This window comes from Streptomyces sp. NPDC051133, assembly GCF_040682635.1.
Lineage (GTDB): Bacteria > Actinomycetota > Actinomycetes > Streptomycetales > Streptomycetaceae > Streptomyces.
On record NZ_JBFBBK010000042.1, the window covers coordinates 64190 to 72276 of the forward strand.

The window sequence follows — 8087 nt, forward strand, 5'->3', positions numbered from 1 at the left end:
CCGCCCGGACCTCAGCGGTTTTCCCGGGGCAGGCCGTGCTCCAGGACGTCCAGGGTGCGGTCGACGAGGGCCTCGAAATCGTCCCGGTGGCCGTGCTCGGCCCAGTACATCGACGTCTCCATCAGGCCGCCGATCAGGGACATCGCGTACACCCGCACCTCGAGGCTGTCCGGGTCGCGGCCGGTGCGCTCGCCGACGGCCTCGCAGAGCATCCGGCCGGTGGCCGACATGCTCTCCATCATCCGTGAGCGCACCGCGGGCACCTGGACCATGAGGTGGGTGCGCAGGCGGGAGACCGACTCGTCCTCGGACGCGCCGAGCCGGACGGCCCGGTGCATGACGTGCCGGATGGTGTCCGGCCAGGGCTCCTCGGCGGGCCGCTGCCTGATCTCCTCCAGGATGACCGCGTCGTACTCGTCCGTGAGGACGATGTCCTCCTTGGTCGGGAAGTACCGGAAGACGGTCGACGGCGACACCTCGGCCCGGTCGGCGATCTGGTCGATCGTCGTGGCGTCGTAGCCCTGCTCCTCGACCAGCGCGTAGGTCGCCGCGCGGATCGCCTCCCGGGTCTTGATCTTCTTGCGTTCCCGCAGGCCGACATGGGGCCGGTCGGCGGAGGAGGTGCTGGGGGTGCGTGCGGCCGTCATGCCGGTCATTGTCCGGCATCCCCGGCGGGGGCGGCCACGGCCGGGGCCCGCCGCCGGCCGGGACGCCGTACGGCGGGGGTGTTCGGCAGGAACAGGGCCGCGAGCAGGGCCGCCACCAGGGAGGCGATGCCGCACACGAGCAGGACCAGGGTCATGCCGTGGACGAAGGCGGTGTCCGCGGAGGCCGCGAGGTGCGCGGAGTGGGTCCGCGCGGCGACGCCGTGCGCGGCGACCACCGACTCCCCGGCGGTGTGCGCGGCCGGGGAGGGCAGGCCGGTCACGTCGAGCCGGTCCCGGAAGGCGCTCGCGAGGAGGCTGCCGAGCAGCGCGATGCCGACGGCGCCGCCGACCTGGCGCAGTGTCATGAGCAGTCCCGAGCCGCTGCCGGCCCGGTCGGCGGGCAGGGTGCCGAGCGCGCCGTCCATGGCGGGGACGACCGCGAAGCCGAAGCCGAGGCCGGCGCACGACAGCCACAGGGCGGTGAAGCCGTACCCGGAGGCGTCCGTCGTACGGGTGCCGAGCAGGGCGGCGAAGGCGAGGACGACCAGGCCGGCGCTGACCACCGCGCGTGCCCCGAACCGGACGACGGCCGGCTGGGCGCCCTTGGCCGCGACCATCAGCCCGAGCGACAGCGGCAGCAGCCGCACCCCGGTGGCGAAGGCGTCCTGGCCGAGCACCGCCTGGAGGTAGGTCGGCACGGCGAACATCAGGCCGGACAGCACGAACATCACGAGGGTCGCGGCGACGGTGTTGAGCAGGAAGCCGCGGTGGGTCAGCAGGGTCATGTCGAGCATGGGGCGGCTCGTCCGGCGTTCGCGCAGCACGAGCGCGGTGAGCAGGGCCGCGGCCGCCGCCAACGTCGCCAGCACCACCGGGTCGGTCCAGCCGCGGTCGGGGGCCTCGATGATCGCGTAGATGAGGACGCCGAGGCCGGTCGCGGTGAGCGCGGTGGAGACGGTGTCGACCTTCGGGCTCGCGGGGTCGCTGGTCTCGGGCAGCAGGAGGAGGCAGGCGGCGATGCCGAGCGCGGCCATCGGAAGGTTGATCAGGAAGACCGAGCCCCACCAGAAGTGGTCGAGCAGGAAGCCGCCGACCAGCGGGCCGAGCGGCATGCCGAGCGCGGAGGCGGCGGAGATCATGCCGACGGCCTTGCCCCGCTCGTCGGGGGTGAACATGGCGGGCAGCACGGCCAGCGACAGCGGCATGATCAGCGCGGCGCCGACGCCCATCACCGCGCGGGCGGCGACGACGGCGTTCACGTCCGAGGCCAGGGAGCCCAGCACCGAGCCCGCCAGGAAGACGCCGAGTCCGGTGATCAGCATCCGGCGCCGGCCGAACCGGTCGCCGAGCAGACCCGCCGGGAGCATCAGCGCGGCGAAGACGACGACGTACGCGTCCGCCATCCACTGCTGCTGCCCGGTGGTGGCGCCGAGCTGCCCGGCCATGGTCGGCAGGGCCACGTTGAGGATCGTCGAGTCGAAGGCGAGCACGAGCATGCTCGCGACCAGGGCCCCCAGGGCCCACCAACGCCGAGGGTTCGGAGTGATAGTCACCATGAAATGAAAGTAACTCTCAAAATACGGTGACCGTCAACAGCGAGTCGCTCTCAGGCATACGAAAACGGCCACGGCTGGAGAGCCGTGGCCGTCGGGAGCGGGGACGGACGGGGGAGCGGGGGACGGACTACGCGTGCTGGTAGGCCACCAGCGAGATGCCGACGTAGTGCACGACGAACGCGGCGAGCGTGAGGGAGTGGAAGACCTCGTGGAAGCCGAACCAGCGCGGTGACGGGTTCGGGCGCTTGATGCCGTAGACCACGCCGCCGGCGCTGTAGAGCAGACCGCCGACGATCACCAGGACCAGGACGGCGATGCCGCCGGTGCGCATGAAGTCGGGCAGGAAGAAGACGGCCGCCCAGCCCATCGCGATGTAGCAGGGCGTGTAGAGCCAGCGCGGCGCGCCGACCCAGAAGACGCGGAAGACGATCCCGGCCGCCGCCGCGGCCCAGATCCCCCACAGCAGCCACCGGCCCTTGGTGCCGGGCAGCAGGAGCAGGGTCAGCGGGGTGTAGGTGCCCGCGATGATCAGGAAGATGTTGGCGTGATCCAGGCGGCGCAGGACGCCGTCCATGCGGGGGCTCCAGTTGCCCCGGTGGTACAGCGCGCTGACGCCGAAGAGCAGACAGGCGGTGAGTACGTAGATCCCGCAGGCGAGGCGGCCTCTGCCCGAGTCGGCGAGGGCGGTGAGCACGAGGCCCGCGATGAGTACGGCCGGAAACATGCCGAGGTGCAGCCAGCCGCGGAGCCGGGGCTTGACCGGGTGCGGCAGGGAGAGCGCGACGGGGCCGCGGCCGCTGGCCGGCGTCTCCGTGCGCGCGTCGGGGGCGGACGCAGTCATGCGGGGCATGGTACCGACGGCACCGTAAGTCGGTGGTGAGTGCGTGCCTTGGTCGGTCGCACGCAAAAAGACTTCCAGGTGAAGCGCACCCGCACGCAAAGGAAACGCAAACAGGCCTGGAAATCGTGGCTTTCCTCACGTCGCTCACCTGTGACGCCCCCTGGACATATGGGCACAGGTGTCGGATACGATCAAATGAGTGCGGTCGGCACCGGATGAGCGATCGCGAAGCATCCGGGTCGCAGCCCCCACGGGGCAACAAAGGAAAAAACCCCTCACAAGGGTATGAATCCCTCACTTAGGAGCAACCGTGGCGCGCGACAACTCGGCTTCCACCGTTCCCACCACCCATCAGGAACTGATCTCTTGGGTCGACGAGATCGCCGAACTGACGCAGCCGGACAGCGTGGTCTGGTGTGACGGCTCCGAGGCCGAGTACGACCGGCTCTGCGAGGAGCTGGTGGCCAAGGGCACCTTCAAGAAGCTCGACCCGATCAAGCGCCCCAACTCCTACTACGCGGCCTCCGACCCGACCGACGTCGCGCGTGTCGAGGACCGGACCTTCATCTGCTCCGAGAAGGAGGAGGACGCGGGCCCGACCAACCACTGGAAGGCCCCCGCGGAGATGCGGGAGATCTTCTCCGGCGAGAAGGGCCTGTTCCGCGGCTCCATGCGCGGCCGGACCATGTACGTCGTGCCCTTCTGCATGGGCCCGCTCGGCTCCCCGCTGTCCGCGATCGGCGTGGAGATCACCGACTCCGCCTACGTCGCCGTCTCCATGCGCACGATGACGCGCATGGGCCGGCCCGTCCTCGACGAACTCGGCGACAGCGGCTTCTTCGTGAAGGCCGTGCACACTCTCGGCGCCCCGCTGGAGGAGGGCCAGGACGACGTTCCGTGGCCGTGCAACTCCACCAAGTACATCTCGCACTTCCCCGAGGACCGCGAGATCTGGTCCTACGGCTCCGGATACGGCGGCAACGCCCTGCTCGGCAAGAAGTGCTACGCGCTGCGCATCGCCTCGGTCATGGCGCGTGACGAGGGCTGGCTCGCCGAGCACATGCTGATCCTCAAGCTCACTCCGCCGCAGGGCGAGTCCAAGTACGTCGCCGCCGCCTTCCCGAGCGCCTGCGGCAAGACCAACCTCGCCATGCTGGAGCCCACGATCTCCGGCTGGACCGTGGAGACCATCGGCGACGACATCGCCTGGATGCGCTTCGGCGAGGACGGCCGCCTGTACGCGATCAACCCCGAGGCCGGTTTCTTCGGCGTCGCGCCCGGCACCGGTGAGCACACCAACGCCAACGCGATGAAGACCCTCTGGGGCAACTCCGTCTTCACCAACGTCGCCCTCACCGACGACGGCGACGTGTGGTGGGAGGGCATGACGGAGGAGACCCCGGCCCACCTGACGGACTGGAAGGGCCGCGACTGGACCCCGGCCTCCGCCGAGCCCGCCGCGCACCCCAACGCCCGCTTCACCACCCCGGCCTCGCAGTGCCCGATCATCGCGCCGGAGTGGGAGGACCCCAAGGGCGTGCCGATCTCGGCGATCCTCTTCGGCGGCCGTCGCGCCAGCGCGGTGCCGCTGGTGACGGAGTCCTTCGACTGGAACCACGGCGTCTTCCTCGGTGCCAACGTGGCCTCGGAGAAGACCGCCGCCGCCGAGGGCAAGGTCGGCGAGCTGCGCCGCGACCCGTTCGCGATGCTGCCGTTCTGCGGCTACAACATGGGCGACTACATGGCCCACTGGATCGACGTGGCCAAGGACAAGGACCAGTCCAAGCTGCCGAAGATCTACTACGTCAACTGGTTCCGCAAGAACGACGAGGGCAAGTTCGTCTGGCCGGGCTTCGGTGAGAACTCCCGCGTCCTGAAGTGGATCGTGGACCGCCTCGACGGCAACGCCGAGGGCGTCGAGACCCCCATCGGCGTGCTGCCGGCCAAGGGCGCGCTGGACACCAAGGGCCTGGAGCTGTCCGAGTCCGACCTGGACTTCCTGCTCACGGTCGACAAGGAGGTCTGGCGCGAGGAGGCCGCCCTGGTCCCCGAGCACCTCAACACCTTCGGCGACCACACCCCGAAGGAGCTGTGGGACCAGTACCGCGCGCTGGTGGAGCGCCTGGGCTGAGCGCCCGCCGAAGACTCCGCGGCCGGCTCTACCGACTGTGCCCTGACCAGCTAGATCGTCACGGCCGGCCGCGGTGATCACCTCCCGGGGCCCCGCACAATGGCGTGCGGGGCCCCGGTCCTTTGCCTCAGCGCCTTCACACGCGCGGGTGGAATCATGCGTCCGCTGGGCGCAAACCGGGTGTTGGCGGGCGGGCCCGCGGTCAGGGGGCGGAACGCTGTCGCCCATGCTCACACCTCATGTTCGATCGTTCACATCTGGTGTTCGATCGCTCAAGGTACGGGCCGGGACCGTGGCAGCCACCGTCCTGGCGCTCGTACTGGCCCTGCCCGGCACCGCGTTCGCGGCCCCCGGCGCTCTCGACCCCTCCTTCGCCGGCGACGGCACGGTCCTCACCGACTTCGGCCACGACGACCAGGCCGAGGACGTGGCGGTGCAGCCCGACGGCAGGATCGTCTCCGTCGGCGCCTCCGCCGACGGCTCGGCCGTGGAGAGCGACTGGGCCCTGACCCGCCACAACGCCGACGGCAGCCTGGACCCGAGCTTCGGCGGCGACGGCAGGGTGACCACCCCGATCAACAACATGATCCCGCCCGAGCAGCTCCAGTGGGGCGAGGCCCACGCCGTCGCCCTGCAGTCCGACGGCAAGATCGTCGTGGTGGGCGGCAGCTGGCGGGCCTACGAGGACTGCTGCTGGTTCGTGGTGGCCCGGTACAACGCCGACGGCACGCTGGACACCACGTTCGGCGGCGGCGACGGCAGGGTGTTCACCGACTTCGGCGAGCCCGAGGAGGCCGAGGACGTGGCGATCCAGCCCGACGGCAAGATCGTCGCCGCCGGCTACGTCGGTGGCGAGGCCGCGGTGGCCCGCTACAACCCCGACGGCAGCCTGGACACCACCTTCGGCGGTGACGGCATGGTGACCACCGATCCGGCGGGATCGGACCCTCAGGAGGGCGGCGACGGGCGCGCCCTGGTCCTGCAGCCCGACGGCAAGATCGTCGTCGCGGGCCAGGTCGGCTCGACCCGCTTCGACTTCGCGCTCATCCGCTACAACGCCGACGGCAGCCTCGACAGCGGTTTCGGCGCCGGCGGCATCCAGCGCACCGACTTCGGTGACTACGACACCCCGGAGGCGGTGGCGCTCCAGTCCGACGGCAAGATCGTCGCGGCCGGGTCGGGCGGCGGCGGGCTCGCGGTGGCCCGGTACACCGCGGGCGGCGCCCTGGACCCGAGCTTCGACGGCGACGGCCGGGTCGTCACCCCCGGCGCGAGCGCCCAGGACGTGAAGCTGCAGAGCGACGGGCGGATCGTCGTCGCGGGCAGCGGGGCCGGCGGCTTCGCGGTCCTGCGCTACAACACGAACGGCAGCCTGGACACCGGCTTCGGTTCCGGGGGCAGGGTGGACACGGCTTTCGGCGGCAGCGATGTGGCCAATGGCGTGGCGATCCAGTCCGACGGCAAGATCGTCGCCGCCGGCCGGGGCGGTCCGGACAACGACTTCGCGCTGGCCCGCTACCAGGGCGGCGGCGGCACACCGCCACCACCGCCCAGCGCGGACCTCTCGCTCACCAAGACGGGGCCGCCCTCGGTCAACCTGGGCGACCGCGCCACCTACACGGTGCGCGTGACCAACTCCGCCTCCTCCACGGCCTCCGCCACCGGCATCACCGTGCACGACGCGGCCTCCGGAGCGGGTGCGACCCTGGTGTCGGCCACGACCGTCTTCGGCAGCTGCACCACCACCGCGACCAGCGCCGACTGCTCCCTGGGCACCCTGGCTCCGGGCGCGAGCGCCACCGTCGTGGTGGTCGTCGAACCGCGGACCACCGGCACGATCAGGAACACCGCCGCGGTCGGCGCCGCCCAGACCGACCCGGTCACCGGCAACAACACGTCCACGGCGGCCACGAGCGTGGGCAACTCCCGCGGCTGCACGATCGTCGGCACCAGCGGGAACGACACCCTCAACGGCACGGCCGGCAACGATGTGATCTGTGCCCTGGGCGGCGACGACAGCGTCCACGCCGGCGGCGGCGCCGACACCGTCTACGGCGACTACGGCAACGACACCCTCGACGGCGGCCTCGGGAACGACACCATGAACGGCGGCCCCGGGAACGACGTCCTGACCGGTTCCAACGGCAGCGACCGGCTCACCACGACCGACGGCGTGTACGGCAACGACACGGCCAACGGCGGCCCGGACAGCGACGTCTGCACCACCGATCCCGCGGACAACCGCATCAGCTGCCCCTGACCCTCCCACCACACCGCATCGGGCCGGCTTCCCCCTGGGGGGAGGCCGGCCCGGCCCGTGGGTACTCGGGGTTCTGCAGACAAGCTCGGGAGTTCTTCCGGGAGGAGGGCAGAGCCATGGCAGACGGTGGTGACTTCTACTCCAAGGACCGCCCGGAGAATCCGCGGCTCGCCGAGGACCGCCCCCGGGGCGGCGGGCCGGAGGACCGCTCCACCCGGACCGGGCCGATGCACATCTGGCTCTGGTGGGTGCTGCTGGCCGTGGTGATCCTGGTCCTCTTCTTCATCTTCATCTGAGGAAGGCGCCTGAAGGAGGTGTCCGAAGGGCGAGGTGTGTGGCGCCCGGTCCGCGCGTCGCTGCGGGTGCACGCGGACCGGGGCCGATCGGGGGACCCCGGCGGGGTCAGGCGGTCGTGCTCAGTTCCTTCGGCTCCGGCAGCGCGGCGGCGTGCGCGTCCATCCGCTCGGCCGCGAGGATCGCCGCGGCCGTGTCGGCGCGGGAGGCGGCGACCACGAGCGCCCGCCCGGCGAGGGCGTGCGCGCGCCGGTGCAGCGCGGCCGGGTCACCGGCGTCGGCCAGTGAGTTGCCCTCGACCAGCTCCATGACGATCCACGGGCGGCCGTCGTGTTCGAGGACGTCGTGGACGGTGACG

Annotated in this window: 6 protein-coding genes and 1 pseudogene; 3 read left to right on the plus strand and 4 right to left on the minus strand. The window is 71.3% G+C overall.

What is annotated here, in order from left to right; all coding sequences use genetic code 11:
- Window positions 1-11: 11 nt before the first annotated feature.
- The 3 genes from AB0N17_RS33455 to AB0N17_RS33465 all read right to left on the minus strand — a co-directional run bounded on the left by AB0N17_RS33455 (window position 12) and on the right by AB0N17_RS33465 (window position 3044).
- A complete protein-coding gene (locus AB0N17_RS33455; protein ID WP_366015358.1) occupies window positions 12-656 on the minus strand; it encodes a TetR family transcriptional regulator in 645 nt (214 codons plus the stop codon).
- Window positions 653-2203, minus strand: coding sequence for an MFS transporter (locus tag AB0N17_RS33460; protein WP_366015359.1), 1551 nt, complete (start codon window positions 2201-2203; stop codon window positions 653-655). Before AB0N17_RS33460 ends, AB0N17_RS33455 begins: the two co-directional genes overlap by 4 nt.
- 127 nt (window positions 2204-2330) lie before the next feature.
- On the minus strand, window positions 2331-3044 hold the full coding sequence (locus AB0N17_RS33465) for a hemolysin III family protein (RefSeq protein WP_366015360.1): 714 nt from the start codon (window positions 3042-3044) through the stop codon (window positions 2331-2333).
- 310 nt (window positions 3045-3354) lie between these two features.
- Here AB0N17_RS33465 and AB0N17_RS33470 point away from each other — a divergent pair, with 310 nt between their 5' ends.
- The 3 genes from AB0N17_RS33470 (at window position 3355) to AB0N17_RS33480 (ending at window position 7731) form a co-directional block, all read left to right on the plus strand.
- On the plus strand, window positions 3355-5175 hold the full coding sequence (locus AB0N17_RS33470; RefSeq protein ID WP_366015361.1) for a phosphoenolpyruvate carboxykinase (GTP): 1821 nt from the start codon (window positions 3355-3357) through the stop codon (window positions 5173-5175).
- Window positions 5176-5467: 292 nt separating this feature from the next.
- On the plus strand, window positions 5468-7435 hold the full coding sequence (locus tag AB0N17_RS33475) for a calcium-binding protein (RefSeq protein WP_366015362.1): 1968 nt from the start codon (window positions 5468-5470) through the stop codon (window positions 7433-7435).
- A gap of 116 nt (window positions 7436-7551) precedes the next feature.
- A complete protein-coding gene (locus tag AB0N17_RS33480) occupies window positions 7552-7731 on the plus strand; it encodes a hypothetical protein (RefSeq protein WP_366015363.1) in 180 nt (59 codons plus the stop codon).
- A gap of 106 nt (window positions 7732-7837) precedes the next feature.
- Here the strand turns inward: AB0N17_RS33480 and AB0N17_RS33485 are convergent.
- Window positions 7838-8087: pseudogene (locus AB0N17_RS33485) on the minus strand (hypothetical protein); the annotation flags it as partial.

Bases quoted from the DNA above. Each gene is read 5' to 3' on its own strand.
- AB0N17_RS33455 (WP_366015358.1), bottom strand. From the start codon at position 656: ATGACCGGCATGACGGCCGCACGCACCCCCAGCACCTCCTCCGCCGAC.
- AB0N17_RS33460 (WP_366015359.1), bottom strand. From the start codon at position 2,203: ATGGTGACTATCACTCCGAACCCTCGGCGTTGGTGGGCCCTGGGGGCC.
- AB0N17_RS33480 (WP_366015363.1), top strand. From the start codon at position 7,552: ATGGCAGACGGTGGTGACTTCTACTCCAAGGACCGCCCGGAGAATCCG.
- AB0N17_RS33465 (WP_366015360.1), bottom strand. From the start codon at position 3,044: ATGACTGCGTCCGCCCCCGACGCGCGCACGGAGACGCCGGCCAGCGGC.